This is a genomic window from Micromonospora sp. R311 (assembly GCF_056780015.1).
Genome location: NZ_JBSWCE010000007.1, coordinates 200076 through 220345, shown reverse-complemented (window position 1 = coordinate 220345; position 20270 = coordinate 200076). Strand labels below are relative to the sequence as shown.

Annotated in this window: 18 protein-coding genes and 1 tRNA gene; 14 read left to right on the top strand and 5 right to left on the bottom strand. The window is 74.1% G+C overall.

Translation table 11 applies throughout. From position 1 onward, the window contains the following. Nucleotides 1–289 precede the first annotated feature (289 nt). Complete coding sequence (locus AC1WTP_RS08440; protein ID WP_481648645.1) at nucleotides 290–3271, top strand: AfsR/SARP family transcriptional regulator; 2982 nt, start codon at nucleotides 290–292, stop codon at nucleotides 3269–3271. Between the two features lie 279 nt (nucleotides 3272–3550). Continuing rightward, entirely contained in the window at nucleotides 3551–4960 is a 1410-nt protein-coding gene (locus AC1WTP_RS08435) for a class II fumarate hydratase (RefSeq protein WP_481648644.1), read from the top strand. 121 nt (nucleotides 4961–5081) lie between these two features. Here AC1WTP_RS08435 and AC1WTP_RS08430 read toward each other — a convergent pair whose 3' ends face one another. After that, on the bottom strand, nucleotides 5082–5627 hold the full coding sequence (locus tag AC1WTP_RS08430; RefSeq protein ID WP_481648643.1) for a CGNR zinc finger domain-containing protein: 546 nt from the start codon (nucleotides 5625–5627) through the stop codon (nucleotides 5082–5084). Nucleotides 5628–5712: 85 nt separating this feature from the next. On the opposite strand from AC1WTP_RS08430, the gene AC1WTP_RS08425 reads away from it, so the two are divergent. The 3 genes from AC1WTP_RS08425 to AC1WTP_RS08415 all read left to right on the top strand — a co-directional run bounded on the left by AC1WTP_RS08425 (nucleotide 5713) and on the right by AC1WTP_RS08415 (nucleotide 9268). Continuing rightward, nucleotides 5713–6687, top strand: a complete 975-nt coding sequence (locus AC1WTP_RS08425; protein WP_481648642.1) for an EamA family transporter — start codon at nucleotides 5713–5715, stop codon at nucleotides 6685–6687. 89 nt (nucleotides 6688–6776) lie between these two features. Continuing rightward, a complete protein-coding gene (locus AC1WTP_RS08420) occupies nucleotides 6777–7481 on the top strand; it encodes an HAD family hydrolase (protein WP_481648657.1) in 705 nt (234 codons plus the stop codon). Nucleotides 7482–7654: 173 nt separating this feature from the next. Then, nucleotides 7655–9268: a vanadium-dependent haloperoxidase gene (locus AC1WTP_RS08415; protein WP_481648641.1), complete on the top strand. Its 1614-nt coding sequence runs from the start codon at nucleotides 7655–7657 to the stop codon at nucleotides 9266–9268. Between the two features lie 60 nt (nucleotides 9269–9328). On the opposite strand, the gene AC1WTP_RS08410 is transcribed toward AC1WTP_RS08415, so the two are convergent. Further along, nucleotides 9329–10183, bottom strand: a complete 855-nt coding sequence (locus tag AC1WTP_RS08410; protein ID WP_481648640.1) for an AfsR/SARP family transcriptional regulator — start codon at nucleotides 10181–10183, stop codon at nucleotides 9329–9331. A gap of 235 nt (nucleotides 10184–10418) precedes the next feature. Further along, nucleotides 10419–11156 carry an IclR family transcriptional regulator gene (locus AC1WTP_RS08405; RefSeq protein WP_481648639.1) on the bottom strand — a complete coding sequence of 246 codons (738 nt, stop codon included), beginning with the start codon at nucleotides 11154–11156 and terminating at the stop codon, nucleotides 10419–10421. Between the two features lie 63 nt (nucleotides 11157–11219). Between AC1WTP_RS08405 and cysS the strand changes: the two genes are divergently transcribed. Further along, nucleotides 11220–12635 (top strand): cysteine--tRNA ligase, encoded by a 1416-nt coding sequence (cysS, locus tag AC1WTP_RS08400; RefSeq protein WP_481648638.1) that lies wholly within the window; start codon nucleotides 11220–11222, stop codon nucleotides 12633–12635. After that, nucleotides 12635–13762, top strand: a complete 1128-nt coding sequence (gene rlmB, locus AC1WTP_RS08395; protein ID WP_481648637.1) for a 23S rRNA (guanosine(2251)-2'-O)-methyltransferase RlmB — start codon at nucleotides 12635–12637, stop codon at nucleotides 13760–13762. The genes cysS and rlmB overlap by 1 nt, the downstream gene beginning before the upstream one ends. A gap of 59 nt (nucleotides 13763–13821) precedes the next feature. On the opposite strand, the gene AC1WTP_RS08390 is transcribed toward rlmB, so the two are convergent. Next, nucleotides 13822–14913: an ABC transporter ATP-binding protein gene (locus AC1WTP_RS08390; RefSeq protein ID WP_481648636.1), complete on the bottom strand. Its 1092-nt coding sequence runs from the start codon at nucleotides 14911–14913 to the stop codon at nucleotides 13822–13824. A gap of 346 nt (nucleotides 14914–15259) precedes the next feature. Here AC1WTP_RS08390 and AC1WTP_RS08385 point away from each other — a divergent pair. The 5 genes from AC1WTP_RS08385 to AC1WTP_RS08365 all read left to right on the top strand — a co-directional run bounded on the left by AC1WTP_RS08385 (nucleotide 15260) and on the right by AC1WTP_RS08365 (nucleotide 17746). Beyond that, a tRNA-Thr gene (locus AC1WTP_RS08385) sits at nucleotides 15260–15336 on the top strand. A gap of 172 nt (nucleotides 15337–15508) precedes the next feature. Continuing rightward, nucleotides 15509–15910, top strand: a complete 402-nt coding sequence (locus AC1WTP_RS08380) for a helix-turn-helix domain-containing protein (RefSeq protein ID WP_481648635.1) — start codon at nucleotides 15509–15511, stop codon at nucleotides 15908–15910. 44 nt (nucleotides 15911–15954) lie between these two features. After that, nucleotides 15955–16368 (top strand): VOC family protein, encoded by a 414-nt coding sequence (locus AC1WTP_RS08375; RefSeq protein ID WP_447134350.1) that lies wholly within the window; start codon nucleotides 15955–15957, stop codon nucleotides 16366–16368. Nucleotides 16369–16381: 13 nt separating this feature from the next. Continuing rightward, nucleotides 16382–17047, top strand: a complete 666-nt coding sequence (locus tag AC1WTP_RS08370; protein ID WP_481648634.1) for a DUF998 domain-containing protein — start codon at nucleotides 16382–16384, stop codon at nucleotides 17045–17047. 69 nt (nucleotides 17048–17116) lie between these two features. Continuing rightward, nucleotides 17117–17746 (top strand): histidine phosphatase family protein, encoded by a 630-nt coding sequence (locus AC1WTP_RS08365; RefSeq protein ID WP_481648633.1) that lies wholly within the window; start codon nucleotides 17117–17119, stop codon nucleotides 17744–17746. On the opposite strand, the gene AC1WTP_RS08360 is transcribed toward AC1WTP_RS08365, so the two are convergent. Further along, the gene (locus tag AC1WTP_RS08360) at nucleotides 17734–18405 is read right to left on the bottom strand and encodes a type 1 glutamine amidotransferase domain-containing protein (protein WP_481648632.1); all 672 of its coding nucleotides are present in this window, start codon (nucleotides 18403–18405) and stop codon (nucleotides 17734–17736) included. The genes AC1WTP_RS08365 and AC1WTP_RS08360 overlap by 13 nt on opposite strands. Before the next feature lie 73 nt (nucleotides 18406–18478). On the opposite strand from AC1WTP_RS08360, the gene AC1WTP_RS08355 reads away from it, so the two are divergent. Both AC1WTP_RS08355 and AC1WTP_RS08350 read left to right on the top strand, forming a co-directional pair. Next, nucleotides 18479–19363 (top strand): LysR family transcriptional regulator, encoded by an 885-nt coding sequence (locus AC1WTP_RS08355; RefSeq protein ID WP_481648631.1) that lies wholly within the window; start codon nucleotides 18479–18481, stop codon nucleotides 19361–19363. A 131-nt stretch (nucleotides 19364–19494) separates the two neighbouring features. Beyond that, entirely contained in the window at nucleotides 19495–20262 is a 768-nt protein-coding gene (locus tag AC1WTP_RS08350; protein ID WP_481648630.1) for an enoyl-CoA hydratase/isomerase family protein, read from the top strand. Nucleotides 20263–20270: the final 8 nt, after the last annotated feature.

Here is a 20270-nt window from a genome sequence, read left to right as displayed (position 1 = left end):
CAACAAGACCGGCGCACCCGTCACCCGGTCACTGATCGCCTACGACCACTGACCGGGATTCGGAACTACTCGTCTAGTCCGGCGGGCGGCGCACCGGGCTGGCCGACGCCGGTGCGCCCGCCCCCCGGTGAAGCGGCGGGCGCACCGCCCCCGTCGGATACCGGCAACCGGTACCCCCGGTCGAGTGTGGGCCGCACGCCTGTCGATTCGCTATCACATCGCTATCGCCTCGACGCGGTGACCGCGGGGCTACCCTGCTGGAAGTTGCACCATAAGGGCGAGGGAGCAGATGCGGTTCGAGATCCTGGGACCACTGCGGGTCGGCGGCGGCCAGGCCACCGTCACCGCGGGTCGCGACCGGGTCGTCCTCGCCATGCTGCTGTTGCGAATGGGCCGGGTCGTGTCGATCGAGGACCTGGTCGACGCGGTGTGGGAGGAGCGGCCGCCGGCCACCGCCCGGACCCAGTTGCAGATCTGCGTGTCGCGCCTGCGACGGTGGCTCACCGGTGTCGGGCTGCCGCCCGACGTCATCGTCACCGACCCGGTCGGCTACGGCATCCGACCCGATCCGGGAGAGCTGGACGCCGAGGTCTTCACCCGGGGCGTCGACGCCGCCCGGGCCGCCCTCGCCGCCGGCCGGCTCGCCGAGGCCGGGCGGCAGTTCCGGGCCGCGCTGGCGCTCTGGCGCGGCCCGACGTTGAGCGGAATCCAGAGCCGGAGCGTACGCCGCCGGGCCGAGGTCGTCGACGAGCAGCGGCTCACCGCGCTCGAGGAGTGCGTGGACGTCGAGCTGCGCCTCGGCCGGGCGGCCGACCTGCTCGACGAGCTGACCGAGAGCGTCGACCGGCACCCGCTCCGGGAACGGCTGCGCGGCCAGCTGATGCTCGCCCTCTGCGCCGTCGGTCGGCAGGCCGACGCGCTCGTCGTCTACCGGGACGGGCGGCGGCTCTACGCGGAGGAGCTGGGCATCGAGCCGGGACCCGCCCTTCAGGAGCTGCACCAGCGGGTGCTCGCCGGCGACCTCGCGCTGGCCGGCGCGACCCGCGCGCCGGCCGTCCCCGTGCGCACGCTGCCCCGGGCGATCAGCGACTTCACCGGCCGGCAGGAGACGCTGGCCCGGCTGGTCAAGGAGGTCGAGGAGGGGCACACCCGGGTGCAGCTGATCGACGGGATGCCGGGCAGCGGGAAGACCACCCTGGCCGTGCACCTGGCCACCGCGCTCGGCGACCGGTACCCCGACGCGCATCTCTTCATCGACCTGCACGGGCACAGCGACCGGGCGCCCGTCCCGGCCGGCCCCGCCCTCGCCGCGCTGCTGCGCCAGCTCGGCGTGCCCGGCGAGCGGATCCCGGCCGACACCGACGAACGGGCCGCCCTGTGGCGCAGCGAACTCGCCGCCCGACGGGCCGTGCTGGTGCTGGACAACGCCGGCAGCGCCGACCAGGTGGCGCCGCTGCTGCCCAGCGGCCGGGACTGCCTCACGCTGATCACCAGCCGCCGTCGCCTGGTCGGTCTCGACGAGGGGCGGCCCTCGTCGCTGCCGGTGCTGGACGCCGACGAGGCGGTCGAACTGCTCGGCCGGGTGGTGGGCGTCGACCGGGTGGCCGCCGAGCCGGAGGCGGCCGCCGAGGTGGCCCGGCGCTGCGGTTACCTGCCGTTGGCGATCCGGCTGGCCGGCGCCCGGCTGGCCCACCGGCCGCGGTGGCGGATCGCGGACCTCGCCGAGCGGCTGGCCACCGGCCGCGACCCGCTGGCCGGGTTCGCCGTCGGGCAGCGCTCGGTGGGGCACGCCTTCGCGCTGTCGTACGACCAGGTCGGGCCGGCGGCGCAGCGGATGTTCCGGCTGCTCGGCCTGCACCCCGGGGTGCACTTCGACGGCCGGGTGGCCGCCGCGTTGGCCAACGTGGCGTTGCCCGACGCGCAGGACCTGCTGGACGAGTTGGTGGACGCGCACCTGGTGGAGGAGCCGGACGCGGGTCGGTTCCGTTTCCACGACCTGGTCCGCGGCTTCGCCCGCCACCTGTTGGACGACGCCGGATCCGCGGCGGAACGGTCGGCCGCGGTGGACCGGCTGTTGAACTTCCACCTGCACGTCTGGACCCGGATCGGCGCCCGAATGGACCGCTCGGTGAGCGTGGCGCCGTTCGCCCCGCCGCCGGTCGGACGGCCGGACCTGGTCGAGGCGTGCCTGCCGGAGGGAGTCGGCTGGTTCGACGCCAACCGGGACAACCTGGTCGGGCTGGTCCAGCTGGCCGAGTCCGAGGGTCGGTACCCGTACTGCTGGCAGCTCGCCCGGGCCGGCTGGAGCTACTGGTTCGCCGCCGGGCAGATCGACGACCTGGTGGCGGCGCAGCTGACCGGGTTGCGGGCCGCGGAGCGGTACGGCGACGAGGCGGCGGTCGCCACCATGCACAACTACCTCGCCTCCGGCTACCACCGGCTCGGCCGCTATCCCGAGGCGGTGGCGTCCATGCGGGTAGCGCTGACGGTGCGGGAACGCCTCGGTGACGAGGTCGCGCTGGCCGGTGCGCACAAGAACATCGCCGCGGTGTACTCGTCCGCGGGCGACGCCGCAGCCGCGCTGGAGCACTGCGACCGGGCGCTGGCGCTGTTACGGGCGGCGCGGCACGAGCGCGGCGTCATCGTGCTGTACACCAACTGGGCGTCGGTCCTGCTGGCCGCGGGCCGGACCGAGGAGGCCCTCACGCTCTCCCGCCACCAGCTCGCGATGGCCCGGTCGAGCGGCAGCATCGACGACGTGGTGAACGCGATCGGGCACGTCGGCATGGCCCGGGCCCGGCTGGGGCAGCACGAACCGGCGCGGCGCCGGCTCGCCGTGGCCCTGGCGCTCAAGCGCCGGCTCGGCAACCGCTACGGCGTCGGTGAGCTGCTCAACGAGATGGGCGTGCTGGAGCGGCTGGCCGGCCGGCCCGAAGCGGCGGCGGACCGGCACCGGGCGGCGTTGCTCGCGATGACCGAGGTGGGCGACCGGCTCGGCCAGTGCGCCTCGCGCAACCTGCTGGCCCGGGCGATCGCCGAACTCGGCGACCTGCCGAGTGCCCTGGACCTGCACGGCCGGGTGCTGGAGGAGGCCGCCCGGATCAACCTCCGGTACGAGCAGGCCCGGGCGCTGGACGGGATGGCCCGCTGTGTCCGGACGTCGGATCCGGCCGCGGCCCGGTCGTACTGGACCCGGGCGCTGGAGCTGTTCCGCCAGGTGGCGGCGCCGGAGCGGGACGAGGTCGAGCGGCTCCTGGCCGGGCTGGACTGATCGCTCGCGCCGGTACCCGGTCGGCGTACGTTCGACGACTCTTCCGAGGTCATCAAGCCGGTCCTCACCATCGGCCGACACCGAGACGCCGAGACGACGCCGCGCATGATCTTAAGTACCTGACTGCGGACGTGGCCCGGACTTCGGTCATCTCCCATGCTCCTGCCGGCTCCATGGCGGTGGAGCCGGGTGACCGCCCACTTCTGTGCGCACGGATCGGCCGGGGGACATGGATCCGCTCGGCGCGATCATCTGCACGGCGCCGCGCGGCGCGGCAGGATGGTACGCGTGACGACTCCAGAGGCGACGGGCTACCGGATCGAACGCGACTCGATGGGCGAGGTGGAGGTGCCCGCCGAGGCGCTGTGGCGGGCGCAGACCCAGCGCGCGGTGCAGAACTTCCCGATCTCCGGCCGGGGCATCGAGCCGGCCCAGATCCGGGCGCTGGCCCAGATCAAGGGGGCGGCGGCCGAGGTCAACGGCGAACTCGGCGTGATCGACGCGAACGTGGCCGCCGCCATCGCCGCCGCGGCCGCGCACGTGGCCGACGGCGGCTACGACGACCAGTTCCCGGTCGACGTCTTCCAGACCGGGTCCGGCACCTCGTCCAACATGAACACCAACGAGGTGATCGCCACCCTGGCCGGCCGCGAGCTGGGCCGCGACGTGCATCCGAACGACGACGTCAACGCCTCGCAGTCCAGCAACGACGTCTTCCCGTCCTCGATCCACCTGGCCGCCACCGAGGCCGTGGCGCGCGATTTGCTGCCGGCGCTGGCGCACCTGGCCGAGGCGCTGGAGGCCAAGTCGGCGGAGTTCGAGACGGTGGTCAAGGCGGGGCGTACCCACCTGATGGACGCCACGCCGGTGACCCTCGGGCAGGAGTTCGGCGGTTACGCCGCTCAGGTCCGCTACGGCATCGATCGGTTGGAGGGGGCGCTGCCCCGGCTGGCCGAGCTGCCGCTGGGCGGCACCGCCGTGGGCACCGGCATCAACACCCCGCTCGGCTTCGCCGCCGCCGTGATCCGCAAGCTGCGCGAGTCGACCGGGCTGCCGCTCGCCGAGGCCCGCAACCACTTCGAGGCCCAGGGCGCCCGGGACGCGCTGGTGGAGACCTCGGGGCAGCTGCGGACCCTCGCGGTCGGGCTCTACAAGATCGCCAACGACATCCGCTGGATGGGTTCCGGCCCCCGGGCCGGCCTGCGCGAGCTGCGCATCCCCGACCTCCAGCCGGGTTCGTCGATCATGCCCGGCAAGGTGAACCCGGTGGTCGCCGAGTCGATGCGGCAGGTCTGCGCGCAGGTGATCGGCAACGACGCGACCGTCGCCTTCGCGGGCTCGCAGGGCGACTTCGAGCTGAACGTGATGCTCCCGGTGATGGGCCGCAACCTGCTGGAGTCGATCCGGCTGCTGGCCGCCGCCAGCCGGCTCTTCGCCGACCGGCTGGTGGTCGGCCTGGTCGCGGACGCCGAGGTCTGCCTGGCGTACGCCGAGGGCTCGCCGTCGATCGTCACCCCGCTCAACCGCTACCTGGGCTACGACGAGGCCGCCTCGATCGCCAAGGAGGCACTGGCCAAGCAGACCTCCATCCGCGAGGTGGTGATCGCGCGGGGCCACGTGGACTCCGGCAAGCTCAGTGAGACCCAACTGGAGGAGGCGCTCGACCTGCTCCGGATGACCCACCCCTGACCTGCGCCGGCGGCACGACCGCCAGGTGCTGGTGCGGATCGCGGTGACCCGCCGGCTGATGGCGGGCCGGGCCCGCTGGAGGGGCGGTGTCCCGCCGGCCAGCTCGGTCGCCGCACCGGGTTCAGCCCCGGGCGGCGGCCTTGCGGGCGCGGTAGGCGCTGACCGCGGCGCGGTTGCCGCAGCTCGCGTCGCAGAACCGGCGGGAGCGGTTCTTCGACAGGTCCACCAGCACGTCGTCGCAGCCGGGGCGGTCGCAGATCCGCAGCCGGCTCAGCTCGCCGCTGCGGACCAGGTCGGCGATGGCCATCGCCGCCTCGACCGCCATCCGGGTCGCCAGCGGCGCGTCGCGGGGCACGGCGTGGAGGTGGTACGGCTCGTCGTCGTGCGTGATGAGCTGCGGCAGCGCGTTGTGCTCGCGGAGCAGCCCGTTGACGATCCGGACGATCTCGTCGGTGTCGGCGTGCCAGATCCGGCGGAGCCGGGGGCGCAGGTCGCGTACCGACTCGAGTTCGGCCTCGGTGTGCTCGTGCCGCCCGCTGTAGGAGTGGGCGACGAAGAAGGCGTCCAGCGCGGCGACGTCGGGCAGGCCCTCGCCGTCGGTGCCGTCGGTGTTGACGAGCGCGGCGGCGGCGATCAGGGAGCATTCGGTGTCATGGGCGAAAAGCAACTTGACTCCTGTCGGGGTGCCGGCCTAGCGTCATCGGCATAACCATAGTTTGCCCATGACGGCCCGCTCGTGCCAAGGAGAGCCCATGCGTCAACCACCCGTCGCCGGGGTCGGCCTCGGTCTGGCCCTGCTCTCCGCGGTCACGTTCGCCACCTCCGGCACGTTCGCCCGCTCGCTGATCGAGGCCGGCTGGTCGGCTCCCTCCGCCGTGATCGCCCGGGTCGGCATCGCCGCCCTGGTGCTGGCCGTGCCGGCGGCGCTCTCCCTGCGCGGCAGGTGGCACGTGCTGCGGCGCAACCTCGGTGTGCTCGGCGTCTTCGGTCTGCTCGGGGTGGCGCTCGCCCAGGTCTGCTTCTTCAACGCGGTCCGCTACCTGCCGGTCGGCGTCGCGCTGCTGCTGGAGTACCTCGGCATCATCCTGGTCGTGGGCTGGACCTGGCTGGTGCACGGGCAGCGCCCGCGCCGGCTGACCGTGGCCGGCTCGGCGGCCGCGCTGGCCGGACTGGTCTTCGTCCTCGACCTCACCGGCGCCGGCCGGCTCGACCCGGTGGGCGTGCTCTGGGGCCTCGGCGCGGCGATCGGCCTGGCCGGCTACTTCGTGCTGGCCGGCCGGGTCGACGCGGACCTGCCGTCGGCGGTCATGGCCAGCGGCGGGATGGCCGTCGGCGCCGCCGCCCTGCTCGCGCTCGGGTTCACCGGCGCGCTGCCGCTGCACGCCACCTTCGGCGACGTCACCTTCGCCGGGCAGGTCACCAGCTGGCTGGTGCCGATCGCCGGGCTCTCCCTGGTGGCCGCCGTGGTCGCGTACCTGACCGGGATCGCCGGGGCGCGGATCCTCGGCCCCCGGCTGTCGTCCTTCGTCGGGCTGACCGAGGTGATGTTCGCGGTGCTCATCGCGTGGCTGGTGCTGGGCGAACTGCCGACCGTGGTGCAGCTCTTCGGTGGCGCGCTGATCGTCGCCGGGGTCGCCCTGGTCCGCGTCGACGAGCTGCGCGGGTCGCGGCCGGCCGCGGAAGCCGACCAGGGCCCGGCCCAGCCCGTCCTGGCCGCCGAACGGTGACCGCCCACGCGGCGGGCGGCCGGTGCCCGTGCCGGTCGCGCCCCCGGTGAGGGTCGCCGCCCGGGCGGTCGCCTGACACAGTGGTCGTCGTGCTGACCACGGTGGTGTTCGACGCCGACGAGACCCTGCTCGACCTGCGTCCGGCGGTGACCGGTGGGCTGGTGGCCGTACTGGACGAGATGCGCCGGCTGACCCCGGCGGCGGGCGCGGTCTCGCTGGCGGAACTGGAGTCGGACTGGGACGCGGTCTTCGGCGAGCTGAGCGCGGAGCCGGTGCTCGAGATCCGACGCCGGGCGCTGGCCCGGTCGCTCGCCCGCGCCGGGCTCGACGACCACCTGGACGACCTCGCGGCGCTCTTCTTCGCCCGGCGGTTCGCGCTGACCCGGCCGTACCCGGACGCGCGTCCGGCGCTCGCCGCGTTGCGCGAGCGCTGGACGCTCGGCTTCGCCACCAACGGCAACAGCCGGGCCGAACGCTGCGGGCTCGCGGGCGAGTTCTCCTTCGAGTTGTACGCCCACGAGAACGGCCTGCCGAAGAAGCCCGCGCCCGAGTTCTATGCGGCGGTGGTCGAGGCCGCCGGGGTGCCGGCGTCCGAGATCGCGTACGTGGGCGACTCCCTGGCGCACGACGTGGTGGGCCCGCAGCGGGCCGGCCTGCGGGGGATCTGGCTCAACCGGCTCGCCGCGCCCTGCCCGCCCGGCGTCCGGCCGGACGCCCAGCTGTGCACGCTGGCCGACCTGCCCGCGGCGGTGGAGCGTCTCAGCGGGCGATCACGTCACGTTGTCGACCGGTAGCAGCGTGGTAGTGCTGGCGTAGCCGACCGGCCCAGGCTCTCGGTGATCACGGACATCATCCGCGGTCGATTCAGGTCTCTCACCGAGGAGTCCCATTGGGCTGGCTTCGCACGTCCCCTCGCCGATGGAGCGCCCTGGCGCTCACGGCCGTCAGTCTCGGCACGGTTGCCGCGGTGGTACCCACCGCTCCGGCGTCCGCCGCCGCGCCCGCCGATCACGTCCTCTACTGGAACGACGTCCTGCTCCGGACGTACCGCCAGGTCGGCGGCGCGCCCGGACCGCTGGCCCGGGCCGGCGCGATGGTGCACGGAGCGATCTACGACGCGGCCAACTCGGCGCTCTGCGCCACCGGGGCCGACCGGTGCCTGGGCCAGCAGTACCGGATCAAGGTCGCCCCGACCGCGGGCGTCACGCCGGACCTGGCCACCGCCATCGACTACGCCGCCTACGACACGCTGCGCAGCGTCTATCCGGGCATCAACTTCGACGCCGACCTGACCACGGCGCAGGAAGGCACCGTCAGCTCTCCCGCCCGCACCGACGGGCAGCGCATCGGCTCGGCCAGCGCGCAGGCGATGATCGGCTTCCGGAGCGGGGACGGCTCGCCGGACACCTCCACCTACGCCGACGGCACCGTGCCCGGCCAGTGGCGGCGGACCGACCCGACGAGCACGGCCGCCACCCCCGGCTGGGGTCTGGTCAGGCCGTTCGCGATGACGTCGAACACCCAGTTCCGGCCCGGTCCGCCGGCCGGCTTCGCCAGCTACGACACGCTGCTGCGCAGCCCCGAGTACGCCGCACAGGTCAACGAGGTGAAGGACCTGGGCCGGTACAACAGCAGCACGCGCACCGCCAGCCAGACCGAGGCCGCCTGGTTCTGGGCGAACGACCTGGACGGCACGTACAAGCCGCCGGGGCAGTTGTTCGCCCACACCCAGATCGTGGCGAAGTCGGCGAAGCTCACCCAGGCCGGGAACGCCCGGCTCTTCGCGCTGGTCGGCATCGCGATGGGCGACGCCGCAATCGTCGCGTGGGACGCGAAGTACCAGACCAGCGTCGACCTGTGGCGGCCCGAGAGCGCGATCCAGCGGGCGGGCGAGGACAACAACAGTGCCACCACCGCGGACACGGGCTGGAAGCCGCTCTCCGCGGACCGGAACAACGTGAGCTTCTCCCCGCCGTTCCCCGCCTACTCCTCCGGGCACGCCACCTTCGGGGCGGCCTGGGCGGGCGCGATGCGGGGCTTCTTCGGCTCCGATGGCTTCATCTTCGGCGCCACCACCGAGGATCCGCACGCGCTCGGGGTCACCCGGACGTTCACCTCGTTCAGCGCGGCCGCCAACGAGAACGCCCGCAGCCGCGTCTGGCTCGGGGTGCACTACCAGTTCGACGCGGACAGCGGACAGTCGTCGGGCACCGCGCTGGCCAACCACGTGACGGCGAACTTCCTGCGCCCCACCGCGTCGTACACCTTCGACGGCTTCTACCTGGCTGGTGCCAAGGTCACCGGCACCGTGTACGCGGCCCCGCCGCGCTCGTTCCTGTTCGAGTTCTCGCTCCGCGACGCGAGCGGCAACCCGGTCACCGACCTCGGCGCGATCGTCGGTACGTCGTGGAACGGCGACCGGGGCGGCCAGGTGTTCACCGCGCCCACCTACAACGCCACCACGGGCCGGTACCAGGTCTCCGCCTCGGTCAACCGGAACTGCTTCGGGCCGGCGGACTTCTCGGTGCTGCTGCGGGACGGCTCCCGGCGCTCCGTCACGGTCGACTGCGACGTGGCCTGACACCGGACCGACCAGCTGGCGTGGCCGGGTCTCCCGGCCGCGCCGGCGGTCTGTCCGGGGTCAGTGCCGCAGCTCTCCCAGTTCCAGTTGCCGGCGGATGTCCTGCACCATCCGCTCGACCTCGGCGAGCCGGGAGAGAGCCCGGCCGAGGACCTCGTCCCGGGTGCGGGACGGCGCAGGCTCGTCGGCCACCAGCAGCGTCCGGTACGCCGAGGACAACTCCGGGCCCGGATCCAGGCCGAGTTCGTCGCGGAGCAGTTCCCGGGCCCGGTGGTAGCAGGCGATCGCCTCGCTCCGCCGGCCGGCCCGGTGCAGCGCCACCAGCAGGTGTCGCCAGAGCGGCTCGTGCAGGGGGTGCTGCTCGACCAGGGTGGTGAGTTTCGGGATCAGCTCGTGGTGCCGGCCGGCGTCGAGGTCCAGCCTGACCAGCTCGGCCAGCACGCCGAGCCGCTCCTCGGCGAGCCGGGCCGCCTCGGCCCGGGCGAAGGGAGCGTCGACGTCGCCCAGCGGCGGTCCGACGTGCAGGGTCAGCGCGGCGCGGTACGCCTCGGCGGCGGCGACCGGCTGACCCAGGGCGGCGAGCGCCCCGCCGCGACGGGCCAGCCGCCGGAACACCGACACGTCGATGGTGTCCGGGTCGGCCCGGAGCAGGTAGCCGGTGGCATGCGTCCGGATCTCCACGCCCGGCACGGCGAGCAGGCTGCGCCTGATCAACGAGATCTGGGCGTGCACCTGGGTCCGTACGGTGCGGGGCGGCGAGTCGCCCCAGACGGCGTCGATGATCCGGTCGACCGGCACCAGCGCGCCCGGGTGCAGCAGCATCAGTGCCAGCACCGCCCGTGGCCGCTTGCCGTGCAGGCGTACCGGGTGGCCGTTCCCCTCGACGGTGAGCGGGCCCAGCAGTCGGAATCTCATGTCGGACGTCGGTCGTCGTGCGACGGCGCAGACCGGGAACACCCCATCAGTCCTCCACCCCCCGTTTCAGAGGAGAACGCGAAGCTGCCGCAACCATAGAAGTTGCACGATGCAATGGCAATGACACCGACAGTCAAAAACCGGCGCCCGGCCTGCACCTCGGAGGAGCCGATCCCGGAGCCGTACGGGTGCCGGGTCGACGGGCGCGGCCGAGCGCGTGGGCCGGGACGCCCGGTCAGGCGAGGGCGGCGGCGATGGCCTCGGCGGCGGCGAGGACCTGGGCGCCGACCGCCTCGGCGTCCAGCGGGGCCAGCGCCACCACCCCCACGCTCGCCTCCAGGCCGGGCACCCCGAGCACCGGCGCGGCCACCCCGTACGCCCCGGCCTGGAGTTCGCCGGCGCTGCTCACCGGGGCGGCGGCGCCCGCCCGGCCGGCGAGGATGGCCCGCCCGGCCGCCCCCCGCTCCAGCGGGTGCCGGGCTCCGGTGCGGTACGCGACGTGGAACGACGTCCAACTCGGCTCCACCACCGCGATGGCCACCCCTTCTCCGCCCTCGACGACGGTCAGGTGGGCGGTCGCGCCGGCCTGCTCGGCGAGCCGGCGCAGCGCGGGCAGCGCCCCCTCGGCGAGCAGCGGCTGGGCCCGTCGGGCCAGGTGCAGCACCCCGGCGCCGAGGCGCAGCCGGCCCTCGCGGTCGCGGCGCAGCATGCCGTGCCCGGTCAGCGCGCCGACCAGCCGGTAGACCGCGGCCCGGCCGATGCCCAGCCGGTTCGCCGCCTCGGTCACGGTCAGCCCGCCCGGCGCGTCGGCGACCAGGTGCAGCAGCCGCAGCCCCCGGTCCAGCGTCTGCGCGGTCTCCCCGGCGCCGGCCGCCCGGTCACCGGGCCCCCCGGGCGGCGCGCCGGGACCCGCCGGGTCGCCCGGCCGGGTCGTCCGGTCGCCGGGCCCGCCGGGTCGCGCCGCCGTGTCCACAGCACGCAGCGTACGGCCAGGCTCCGGCCGACCCGGAAAGAGCCGGACGGCTACCCTTGTGAGGTGACGCTACGCCTGTATGACACCGCCACCCGATCGGTGCGGGACTTCGTCCCGCGGGAAGCCGGCAAGGTGGGGGTCTACCTGTGTGGTCTCACCCTCCAGGCGGCACCGCACATCGGCCACCTTCGCTCCGGCGTCAACTACGACGTGCTGCGCCGCTGGCTGCTGGCCTCCGGCTACGAGGTCACCTTCATCCGCAACCTGACCGACATCGACGACAAGATCCTGGTCAAGGCGGGGGAGCAGGCGCGGCCGTTCTGGTCGATCGCGTACACCAACGAGCTGACCCTGGCCGCGGCGTACCGGGAGCTCAACGTGCTGCCGCCGACCTACGAGCCGCGCGCCACCGGGCACATCCCGGAGATGCACGAGCTGATCGGCAAGCTGATCGCCGAGGGGCACGCCTACCCGGCCACCGACGGCTCCGGCGACGTCTACTTCGACGTCACCTCCTGGCCGGCGTACGGGTCGCTGTCCAACCAGTCGCCCGACGACATGCAGTCCGCCGGTGACGCCCCGGAACGGGGCAAGCGCGACCCGCGGGACTTCGCGCTCTGGAAGGGCGCCAAGCCCGACGAGCCGGCGAACGCCTACTGGCCGTCACCGTGGGGCCTGGGCCGCCCCGGCTGGCACATCGAGTGCTCGGCGATGTGCTGGCGCTACCTGGGCGCCGAGTTCGACATCCACGGCGGCGGGCTCGACCTCACCTTCCCGCACCACGAGAACGAGCTCGCCCAGTCCCGGGCCGCCGGCCTGCCGTTCGCCCGCTACTGGGTGCACCACGGCCTGCTCAGCATCGGCGGCGCCAAGATGGGCAAGTCGCTCGGCAACAGCCTCGACCTGGCCTACGTCGACTCGCTCGGGGTGCGCCCGGTGGAGCTGCGCTACTACTACGCCGCCGCGCACTACCGCTCCCGGATCGACTACTCCGAAGACGCGCTCCGCGAGGCGGCCACCGCGTACCGGCGGATCGAGGGGTTCGTGCAGCGGGCCGCCGAGCGGGTGGGCGCCGGGCAGCTCGGCGAGCTGCCGGCCGGGTTCGTCGCCGCGATGGACGACGACCTGAACACCTCCGCCGCGCTGGCCGTGCTGCACGACCTGCTGCGCGACGGCAACACCGCGCTGACCGACGGCGACGATGTGACCGTGCGCACCACGCTGGCCGCCGTCCGCGCGATGCTGGATATCCTCGGGGTCGACCCTCTCGACCCGGCGTGGGGCGGTGGCGGCCGCGCGAGCGACCTGCGTGCCGTGGTGGATTCGCTGGTCGCGCTGGCCCTGGAGCAGCGCGCTCAGGCCCGCGCCCGCAAGGACTGGGCCGCCGCGGACGCCGTACGGGACCAGCTCAATCAGGCCGGTGTGGTGGTCGAAGACACCCCCCAGGGCCCCCGTTGGACTATTGGAGAGCAGGACTGATGGCCGGCAACTCACAGCGCCGTGGCCGGCGACTGACGCCGAAGGCGGGCGCCCCCAAGGGCTCGGGCGGCAAGAACCGGGACGCCCTGGCCGGGCGGGGTCGCACCCTGCCCGCCGACGAGCGGCCCTGGCACAAGGCATACTCGGGCACCGAGAAGCTGCCCCAGCGCACCGCCTGGAAGCAGGAGAAGGAGCGCCGGGCGGCCGTCGAGGAGGGGCGCGCCCCGAAGATCGGCCAGCCGGGCACCAAGGACACCACCTGGGGCAAGGGTGGTGGCCGGGGCGTGCCGGGTGGCGGTCGCGGGGCGGCCGGTCGGGGCGGCAAGCCCGCCGGTCGGGGCGGCCCGCGGGTCGCTCCCGGGCGGAAGTTCACCCCGCCGAAGGACAGCCCGGAGCTGCTGGTCGGCCGGAACCCGGTGCTGGAGTCGCTGCGCGCCCAGGTGCCGGCGACCGCGCTCTACACGGCCCAGGGCATCGACATCGACGACCGGGTCAACGAGATCGTCCGGACCGCGGCCGACCGGGGCATCGCGATCCTGGAGGTCAGCCGCGCCGAGCTGGACCGGATGACCGGCGGCGTGCTGCACCAGGGCGTCGGGCTGCAGGTGCCGCCGTTCGCTTACGAGCCGTTCGAGGACCTGGTCGCGGCGGCCCTGGAGTCCAGCGCCCCGCTGCTGGTGGCGCTGGACGGGGTGACCGACCCGCGCAACCTCGGTGCGGTGATCCGCTCCGCCGCCGCCTTCGGCGCGCAGGGCGTGTTCGTACCGGAGCGGCGGGCGGCCGGGATCACCGCGACCGCCTGGCGGACCAGCGCCGGCGCGGCCGCGCGGGTGCCGGTGGCCCAGGTGACCAACCTGACCAGGTCGCTGAAGGCCTGCCAGGACGCCGGTTTCGTGGTGGTCGGGCTGGACGCCGACGGCGAGACCGACCTCTACGACCTGGAGGCCGCGGTCGGCCCGCTGGTCGTCGTGGTCGGCTCCGAGGGCCGGGGGTTGTCCCGGCTGGTCGGGGAGACCTGTGACCTCACGGTGAGCATCCCGATGGTCACCGAGGTCGAGTCGCTCAACGCCAGCGTCGCCGCGGCCGTGACGCTCGCCGAGGTGGCGCGCCGCCGCGCCGCCAGCTGAGTCACGCGGACGAAAAAGGGGCGGCCCGCCGGTTGGCGGGCCGCCCCTTTCGGCGTACGTCAGATCCGGTTGCCGGTGGCGGCGTTGAACACGTGGGTACGGCCCTCGCGCGGCTTGACGAACACGGTGTCGCCCATGTTCGGCATGGTGCGGCGGTCGGTGCGGACGACGAAGCGCTCGGAAGCGCCGCCCAGCGCGGCGTGCCCGTAGATGTTCGCGTCCGAGCCCAGGTCCTCGACCAGCTCGACCACGACCGGCATACCGCCCTCGGTCGGGCTGACCAGGTCGCAGTCCTCCGGACGGAAGCCGACGGTCACCTTGTCGTCGCCACCCTCGGCCCGGGCCGCCTCGACCTGCTCACGGGTGAGCGGGATGTTCATCTCGGCGAACGCGGCGCCGGTGTCGCTCAGCGGCACGGTCTTGATGTTCATGGCCGGGGAGCCCATGAAGCCGGCGACGAAGACGTTGGCCGGGGTGTCGTAGAGCGCCCGCGGGGTGTCCACCTGCTGGAGGACGCCGTCGAGCAGCACCGCGACCCGGTGGCCCATGGTCATCGCCTCGACCTGGTCGTGCGTCACGTAGACCGTGGTGACGCCGAGCTTGGCCTGCAGCGAGGCGATCTGGGTACGGGTCTGCACCCGCAGCTTCGCGTCGAGGTTCGACAGCGGCTCGTCCATCAGGAAGACCTGCGGCTCGCGGACGATCGCCCGGCCCATCGCGACCCGCTGGCGCTGACCGCCGGAGAGCGCCTTCGGCTTGCGGCCCAGGTACTCCTCCAGCTGGAGCAGCGCGGCCGCCTCCTTGACCCGCCGGTCGATCTCCGACTTCGAGGTCTTGCGCAGCTTGAGCGCGAACGCCATGTTCTCGTACACCGTCATGTGCGGGTAGAGGGCGTAGTTCTGGAAGACCATCGCGATGTCGCGGGCCTTCGGCGGCAGGTGGGTGACGTCGCGGTCGTCGATGTAGATCGAGCCCTCGTCGACATCCTCGAGGCCGGCGAGCATGCGCAGGCTGGTGGACTTACCGCAACCGGAGGGGCCGACCAGGACGAGGAACTCGCCGTCGCCGATCTCCAGGTCCAGGGCGTTGACGGCGGGGCGCTCGGTGCCCGGGTAGATCCGGGACGCCTTCGAGTAGGTGACCGTAGCCATGGTGGAGCGCTTCCTTTCACCGGCAGGAACGTGCCGGACGATCCGAGTGAAGAGGAGCGACCGGCACGGTGCCCGTGCCGGCCAACGGGCGACGTGCCGGTCACCGGGGGTGGTCGGGGTGTCGTCCGTGTCACTGCACGGTAAACGGTCTTGGCTGCGCTGCCAAGGCGCGGGACCCGGTTGGGATCGACGGCATACCGCATTCCGGTCAGTCGGGCACGGTCGACCATCAATCGCCGCGCGGGCCCGGGTCGGGACGGTCGGGATGTTGACGTTTCCCGTGCTCGCAAGGCCTGCCGAGCGGGATATTCGGACGTCAGTCGCTATGCTGACCACGACACGACACGCCCCTGTAGCTCAGCTGGCCAGAGCACTCGCCTTGTAAGCGAGATGTCGCCGGTTCGATCCCGGCCGGGGGCTCCAGATCCACCAGGCAGGTCCTCCCGAGCACCGCCGCGCGCCGGCCGACGGCAACGCTGACGGCAGCGCGTCGAGCGCCGCCGGCCGTGCGGAGCCGGTCGATCTCGTCCGCCTGTTGGCGGCCTCGGGGACCGGCCCGGCCGCGGCATATCCTGGCTGCGAGTGAGGGGGTCGGGTGAGCCGCGCGGTCGAGGAGTCGAACCGGGCCATGCTGCGCGCCCGGGACGCCATGGACCGGTCGTACGCGCAGCCGCTGGACATCCCGGCGCTGGCCCGGATCGCGCACGTCTCGGAGGCCCACTTCATCCGGACCTTCCGGGCCACCTTCGGCGAGACCCCGCACCGCTACCTCCAACGGCGGCGGGTGGAGCGGGCGATGTACCTGCTGCTGCAGACCGACCAGGACGTCACCGACATCTGCTACGCGGTGGGCTTCGGCAGCCTGGGCACGTTCAGCCGGACGTTCCGGCAGATCGTCGGCGAGTCACCCACCGAGTACCGCAGGCGCAAGCCGCCCGCGGCCCCGGTGCCGACCTGCTTCACCAAGGCCTGGACCAGACCCAGCAGTTTTGGATAAGCAGCAGGTCAGGGCCGTCTCCTAGGGTCATTGGCATGACGATGATGAACGCACTGACCCGCTCCCAGATCTACGTCCTCGACCAGGACGAGGCGCTCGACTTCTACGTCGGCAAGCTCGGCATGGAGGTGCACACCGACGCCGACCTCGGCTTCATGCGCTGGCTGACCGTCAACGTCCCCGGCGACCGGCAGCGGGAGATCCTGCTGGAGAAGCCCGGCGCGCCGCGGCTGGACCCGAAGACCGCCGAGCAGGTCCGGGAACTGCTCACCAAGGGCGCGATGGGCGGCAGCCTCTTCCTCACCACCGACGACGCCCACAAGACGTACGAGGACCTGGTCGCCAAGGGCGTTGACGTCACCGACGAGCCCACCGACCGCCCGTACGGGATCGACTTCGGCATCCGGGACCCGTTCGGCAACCACATCCGCATCGGTCAGATGCACCCGCAGGGCTGAGGGGAGCGGACCGATGAGCGAGGTGACCGTCGGCGCCCGGCCGGTGGACCGGGTCGCGGGGGACCGGGCGCTGCTGGCCGGCGGCGCGCTGGCCGGGCCGCTCTGGGTGGCCGTCGCCCTGGCGCAGGGGCTCACCCGGGACGGCTTCGACTTCCGGCGGCACCCGGTCAGCGTGCTGAGCACCGGTGACCTGGGCTGGCTCCAGATCGGCAGCTTCGTCCTCGCCGGTCTGCTCTGCCTGGGGGCGGCGGCCGCGCTGCGCCGGGTGCCGCACCCCGGCCTCGGGCCGCGCACCGCTCCCTGGCTCGTCGGTCAGTACGGGCTGGGCATGGTGCTCGCCGGCGTCTTCACCGCCGACCCGCTGGACGGCTTCCCGGCCGGTACGCCCGCCGGTCCGGGTGAGGTGAGCTGGCACGGCCTGGCCCACCTGGGCGCCGGTGTGCTGGCGTTCACCGCGCTGATCGGGGCCTGCCTGGTCGCCGGGCGCCGGTTCGCCCGCCGGGGCGAGCGGGGCTGGGCGGCGTACAGCGTCGCGAGCGGGGGCTACTTCGCGGTGGCTTGGCTGGCGCTGATGGCCTCCGGCGGCGACCCGGTCGCCATGGTCGCCTTCGGGGTGGCCGCGGTGGTCGGCTGGGCCTGGCTCACCGCGACCCTGGTGCGGGCCCTGCGGACGGGCTGACGGCGGTGGCCGTCATGATCGGGAGGCGCGACGGTTGTCGCGCCTCCCGATCCGTGTGAGGTGACCGCGATGGCGACCCGCCTGCTCTACCTGGCCCGGCACGGCGAGCAGGACCGGCCGCCGGAGGCCCCCGCGGGCGTCGACCCGCCGGCGGCCGGGCTCTCCGCCCGGGGCCGCCGGCAGGCGACCCTGCTCGGCGAGCGGCTGCGCGGCGTACCGTTCGACGCGGTGCACCACGGCCCGCTGCCCCGGGCCGCGCAGACCGCCGAGCTGGTCGCCGCCGCCCTGCCCGGGGTCCCGGTGCACGCCGGCCAGGAGGTCGGCGACCACCTGCCGCACGACACCGACCCGGCCGGCCTGCCCCCGGCGTACGCCCGGTTCCTGGCCGGCTTCACCCCGGCCGAACGGGCCGACGGGCCGCGACTGACTGCGGCGGCCGTGCGCCGGTTCGCGACCCCGCCGGCCGACGGCGACCGGCGCGAGCTGATCGTCACGCACACGTTCCTGATCGCCTGGTTCGTCCGGCACGCGCTGGACGCGCCGGAGCGGAGGTGGCTGGGCTTCAACGCGCACAACTGCGGGTTGACGGTGATCCGCTACCGCGAGGCCGCCCCGCCGAGCCTGATCGCGGTCAACGACGTCGCCCACCTGCCGCCGGAGCTGCGGGCCACCGGCCTCCCCGCCGACTACCGGGTCTGAGCCGCGCCGAGGACCTCCACCACGGCCTCGGCCAGGGCCCGGGCGGACTGCGGGTTCTGGCCGGTGACCAGGCGGCCGTCGACGACCACCTGCTCGGTCCAGTTCGGCGCCGGGACGTGCTCGGCGCCGGCCTCGGTGAGCCGGTCGGCGAGCAGGAACGGCACCACCTCGGTCAGCCCGACCGCGGCCTCCTCGTCGTTGGTGAAGCCGGCCACCCGCTTGCCGGCGACCAGTTGCGAGCCGTCGGAGAGCTTCAGGTCGACCAGGGCGGACGGCCCGTGGCAGACCGCCGCGACCAGGCCGCCGCGCTCGTAGACGCCGGCGGCGACGCGGGCCAGCTCCGGGTTGCCGGGGAAGTCCCACATGGTGCCGTGGCCGCCGGCGAAGAGCACCACGTCGTAGCCGTCGGGGTCGACGTCCGCCACCGGACGGGTGCGGGTCAGGTCGTTGGCGGCGAAGAAGTCGTTCTGGGTCGGGTCCGCGACGTCCCGGCCGTCCACCGGGGGCTCGCCGCCGGCCACGGTCGCCAGGTCCACCTGGTAGCCGGCGGCGCGGAACACCTCCCACGGCTCGGCGGCCTCGCCGACGTAGAAGCCGGTCTGCCGGCCGGTGTCGCCGAGGTCGCGGTGACTGGTCAGGACGATGAGTGCACGAGTCATGCCGACCATGCTGACCCGGAGAATCCATAGTCAGCCAATAGGCGCACCTCAGCGCCGCGATAGGTTTCCTGATGTGAAGGTCTCGCTCGACCTGCTCCGCAGCTTCCTCGCGGTGCACCGCTCCGGCTCGATCACCGGGGCGGCCGAACTGCTCGGCCTGGCCCAGCCGACGGTCACCGCCCAGCTGCGCGCGCTGGAGGAGGCGCTCGGCCGGCCGCTCTTCGACCGGGTGCCGCGGGGCGTGCTCCCCACGGCGGCCGGCGACGAGCTGGCCCGCCGGGTGGCCGACCCGCTGGACCGGCTGGACGAGGTGCTGGCCGACGACCGGGCCGTGCCGTACCCGCGGACGGTCTTCCTCGGTGGGCCGGCCGAGTTCCTCGCCGAGCGGGCGCTGCCGGCGGTGGCCGGCCTGGTCGCCGAGGGCCTCCAGGTGCGGGTGGCCGCCGGCCTGCCCGACCAGCTGGCGGCGGACCTGGCCGCCGGGCGGCTCGACCTCGCGGTGACCAGCGTCCGGCCGCGCCGCCGGGGGCTGACCGCCGAGCCGCTCTACGACGAGGAGTTCGCGCTGGTCGCCGCGCCGGTCTGGGCGGGGCGGCTCTCCGGACCGGTCACCCCGCAGACGCTGCGCCCGGTGCCCCTGGTCGCGTACGCGGAGGAGGCGCCGATCCTGCGCCGCTACTGGCGTACGGTCTTCGACACCCGGCTCACCCGGACCCCGAGCCTGGTCGTGGCGGACCTGCGCGCCGTGCTCGCGGCGGTGCTCGCCGGCGCCGGGGCCACCGTGCTGCCGACCTACCTCTGCCGGGCGCAGCTGGCCACCGGCGAGCTGGTGCCGCTGCTCCGCCCGCCGGTGCCGCCGCTGAACACGCTCTACCTCGCGGCCCGCCCCGGTGTCGGCGGGCGGCGCGAGGTGCAGGCGGTGCGTCGGGCGCTGGTGGCCGCCGCGGCCGGCTGGTAGTGGCCGGCGGTACCACGGCACGCCGGGTCCCCAGCTGACCGGACGACGCCGGGCCGACGGCCACCCCGCGCGGCCGGCGGTCGGGCCCGCGCCGTTATGGTCAGCCGGACCGGGGCGAGGGAGGCAGGACGGTGGCGGACGCGGAACTCGTGGTCGAGGTGACCGGGTCGGTGGCGACCGTGGTGATCCACAACCCGGGGCGGCGCAACGCGATGACCCCGGCGATGTGGCGGCAGCTGCCGGTGCTGCTCGACGCCCTGGAGGCCGACCCGGCGGTCCGGGCGCTGGTGCTCACCGGCGCGGCGGGCACCTTCTGCGCCGGCGCCGACCTGGGTGACCTGGACGAGTTGCTCGCCGCGGGGGACGCCAGCATCGCGGTCGTCGCCGAGGAGCGGCTGGCCGGGTTCGCCAAGCCGACCGTCGCGGTGGTGCGGGGCGCCTGTGTGGGCGGCGGGTGTCAGCTCGCCGTCGCCTGCGACCTGCGGATCGCCGCCACCGACGGCCGGTTCGGCGTGCCGCCGGCCCGGCTCGGCCTGGTCTATCCGGCGCCCACCACCCGCCGGTTGGCCCGGCTGGTCGGCCCGGCCGCCGCCAAGCACCTGCTCTTCACCGCCGAGCTGGTGGACGCCGAGCGGGCGCTGCGGATCGGGCTGGTCGACGAGGTGCTGCCGGTCGACCGGCTGGCCGCCCGGGTGGACGAGGTGACCGCGGCGATCGCCGCCCGCTCGCAGCTCACCGTCACCGCCGCCAAGGAGATCGTCGACGGGCGGGCGGACGCGGACCGGATCGCCTGGTGGCACCGGCAGGTCCTGGACAGCGGCGAGGCCCGCGAGGGGGTGGCCGCCTTCGCCGAGCGCCGCCCGCCCCGCTTCGGCTGGACGCCACCGGCCCGAAGCTGACCTTCCGC

Excerpts from the sequence above, each read along its gene's own strand:
- AC1WTP_RS08365 (WP_481648633.1), top strand. The coding sequence starts at position 17,117 with ATGGCGACCCGCCTGCTCTACCTGGCCCGGCACGGCGAGCAGGACCGG.
- AC1WTP_RS08435 (WP_481648644.1), top strand. The coding sequence starts at position 3,551 with ATGGTACGCGTGACGACTCCAGAGGCGACGGGCTACCGGATCGAACGC.
- AC1WTP_RS08425 (WP_481648642.1), top strand. The coding sequence starts at position 5,713 with ATGCGTCAACCACCCGTCGCCGGGGTCGGCCTCGGTCTGGCCCTGCTC.
- AC1WTP_RS08440 (WP_481648645.1), top strand. The coding sequence starts at position 290 with ATGCGGTTCGAGATCCTGGGACCACTGCGGGTCGGCGGCGGCCAGGCC.
- AC1WTP_RS08390 (WP_481648636.1), bottom strand. The coding sequence starts at position 14,913 with ATGGCTACGGTCACCTACTCGAAGGCGTCCCGGATCTACCCGGGCACC.
- rlmB (WP_481648637.1), top strand. The coding sequence starts at position 12,635 with ATGGCCGGCAACTCACAGCGCCGTGGCCGGCGACTGACGCCGAAGGCG.
- AC1WTP_RS08360 (WP_481648632.1), bottom strand. The coding sequence starts at position 18,405 with ATGACTCGTGCACTCATCGTCCTGACCAGTCACCGCGACCTCGGCGAC.
- AC1WTP_RS08410 (WP_481648640.1), bottom strand. The coding sequence starts at position 10,183 with ATGAGATTCCGACTGCTGGGCCCGCTCACCGTCGAGGGGAACGGCCAC.
- AC1WTP_RS08370 (WP_481648634.1), top strand. The coding sequence starts at position 16,382 with ATGAGCGAGGTGACCGTCGGCGCCCGGCCGGTGGACCGGGTCGCGGGG.
- AC1WTP_RS08375 (WP_447134350.1), top strand. The coding sequence starts at position 15,955 with ATGAACGCACTGACCCGCTCCCAGATCTACGTCCTCGACCAGGACGAG.